The 794-nt window shown below is 66.1% G+C and carries 1 protein-coding gene; it reads left to right on the top strand.

The window, feature by feature from the left end:
* Positions 1-209: 209 nt before the first annotated feature.
* Positions 210-794, top strand: a 585-nt coding sequence (locus JMF90_RS38990) for a porin (protein WP_201326537.1), incomplete at its 3' end; no start/stop codon positions are given.

Below are 794 nucleotides of genomic sequence, written 5' to 3'. Positions count from 1 at the left end.
AACCAGGCTGTACCGGGCGGAAGCCGAGGGCCGCCCGCCACGCAGGAATCGCCTGCCCAGGGTGTGCGCGCCGCGTCGTGTCAGTTTTGTGAAGGATGCTTGTCGGATCTGGAACAGTGCGCTCGCGGCCCGGACGGCCGTGCGCGTGCCGCGCATTCCTATACTTGCGCCGAACTTTGGTTTCCAGTCCCACCCGCAGGAGCTTTCCGATGAAAAAAACCCTGATCGCCGGCGCAGGCGCCGCCGCACTCCTCACGCCGCTCGCCCACGCGCAAAGTTCGGTCACGCTGTACGGCCTGATCGACGCCGGCATCGCCTATACCAACAACGTGAACGGCGCGTCGCAGTGGCGCATGACGACCGGCACGATCAACGGCAGCCGCTTCGGCCTGCGCGGCACCGAGGATCTCGGCGGCGGGCTGAAGGCGCTGTTCGTGCTCGAAAACGGCTTCAACGCGAACAACGGCGGGCTCGGCCAGGACGGCAAGCTGTTCGGCCGGCACGCGTACGTCGGCCTCAGCCGGGCCGGCTACGGCACGCTGACGCTCGGTCGCCAGTACGACACGATGGTCGACTTCGTCGCGCCGTTGTCGGCGACGTCCGGCGATTTCGGCGATACGGGCTTCGCGCATCCGTTCGACAACGACAACCTGAACCACTCGCTGCGCATCAACAACGCGGTCAAGTACACGAGCGACACGATCGCGGGCTTCAAGGTCGGCGCGCTGTACGCGTTTTCCAACTCGGCGAATTTCAGCGCGAACCGCGCATACAGCGTGGCCGCGAGCTACACG

The organism is Burkholderia sp. E168m23 (genome assembly GCF_016586125.1).
GTDB lineage: Bacteria > Pseudomonadota > Gammaproteobacteria > Burkholderiales > Burkholderiaceae > Burkholderia > Burkholderia orbicola.
Note: the sequence above shows the minus strand (reverse complement) of the source record. Positions and strands in the feature narration are given on the sequence as shown.